Genomic DNA, 1,783 nt, shown 5'->3' with positions numbered 1-1,783 from the left:
GAGCCTGACGATTACCTACTTTCACACGGGCAATCCGCACTATCATCGGCGTGGAGCTGTTTCACGGTCCTGTTCGGGATGGGAAGGGGTGGGACCAGCTCGCTATGGTCATCAGGCTTGACGGGTTGCTGCGTCGCGCTTTGTGTTCGCGCCACAGCCAATCGGGAAGAAGCGTAAAGAGGGTGATGCTGAATTGGGGTTGCGTTGTTTCAGGCACAACACACATAGTGTGGGTTCTACGTAAATGCTGAAGCATTAACGTAGACCGACACGTGATCTCAACCGTGCGTCTTTAAAAACACACCTGTTATAGGATCAAGCCTTACGGGCAATTAGTATCAGTTAGCTTAACGCATTACTGCGCTTCCACACCTGACCTATCAACGTCCTGGTCTCGAACGACCCTTCAAGGGGATCAAGTCCCCGGGGAAGTCTCATCTTGAGGCGAGTTTCCCGCTTAGATGCTTTCAGCGGTTATCTCTTCCGAACATAGCTACCCGGCGATGCGACTGGCGTCACAACCGGTACACCAGAGGTTCGTCCACTCCGGTCCTCTCGTACTAGGAGCAGGCCCCCTCAAACTTCCAGCGCCCACGGCAGATAGGGACCAAACTGTCTCACGACGTTTTAAACCCAGCTCACGTACCTCTTTAAATGGCGAACAGCCATACCCTTGGGACCGGCTACAGCCCCAGGATGAGATGAGCCGACATCGAGGTGCCAAACACCGCCGTCGATATGAACTCTTGGGCGGTATCAGCCTGTTATCCCCAGAGTACCTTTTATCCGTTGAGCGATGGCCCTTCCATACAGAACCACCGGATCACTATGACCTGCTTTCGCACCTGTTCGACTTGTGAGTCTCACAGTCAAGCACGCTTATGCCATTGCACTATCAGCACGATTTCCGACCGTACCTAGCGTACCTTCGTACTCCTCCGTTACCCTTTGGGAGGAGACCGCCCCAGTCAAACTGCCTACCATGCACTGTCCCCGATCCGGATCACGGACCAAGGTTAGAACCTCAAACAGATCAGGGTGGTATTTCAAGGACGGCTCCACGGAAACTAGCGTTCCCGCTTCACAGCCTCCCACCTATCCTACACAAACCGGTTCAAAGTCCAATGCAAAGCTACAGTAAAGGTTCATGGGGTCTTTCCGTCTAGCCGCGGGGAGATTGCATCATCACAAACACTTCAACTTCGCTGAGTCTCGGGAGGAGACAGTGTGGCCATCGTTACGCCATTCGTGCAGGTCGGAACTTACCCGACAAGGAATTTCGCTACCTTAGGACCGTTATAGTTACGGCCGCCGTTTACCGGGACTTCAATCAAGAGCTTGCACCCCATCATTTAATCTTCCGGCACCGGGCAGGCGTCACACCCTATACGTCCACTTTCGTGTTTGCAGAGTGCTGTGTTTTTATTAAACAGTCGCAGCCACCAGTTTATTGCAACCCCTTCACCCTTCTGGCGCAAGCCAGTCAAGCTACCAGGGCGTACCTTATCCCGAAGTTACGGTACCAATTTGCCGAGTTCCTTCTCCCGAGTTCTCTCAAGCGCCTTAGAATACTCATCTCGCCCACCTGTGTCGGTTTGCGGTACGGTCACTGTTGAACTGAAGCTTAGAGGCTTTTCTTGGAACCACTTCCAGTTGCTTCGTCTCCGAAGAGACTGGCCTCACACCCTTGAATCCCGCGCCCGGATTTGCCAAAGCGCCTTCTCCAATGCAAGGACCGGGACTTCCAACACCCGGACAACCTTCCGCGATCCGTCCCCCCATC

The 1,783-nt window shown here is 53.7% G+C and carries 2 rRNA genes; both read right to left on the bottom strand.

Going from position 1 to position 1,783, the window contains the following annotated elements:
- Positions 1-2: 2 nt before the first annotated feature.
- A 5S ribosomal RNA gene (gene rrf / locus AB4Y36_RS40370) occupies positions 3-116 on the bottom strand.
- 195 nt (positions 117-311) lie between these two features.
- Positions 312-1,783, bottom strand: a 23S ribosomal RNA gene (locus tag AB4Y36_RS40365); the annotation flags it as partial.

Origin of the sequence: Paraburkholderia sp. BR10936 (genome assembly GCF_040965735.1) — a bacterium.
Lineage (GTDB): Bacteria > Pseudomonadota > Gammaproteobacteria > Burkholderiales > Burkholderiaceae > Paraburkholderia > Paraburkholderia nodosa_A.
Note: the sequence above shows the minus strand (reverse complement) of the source record. Positions and strands in the feature narration are given on the sequence as shown.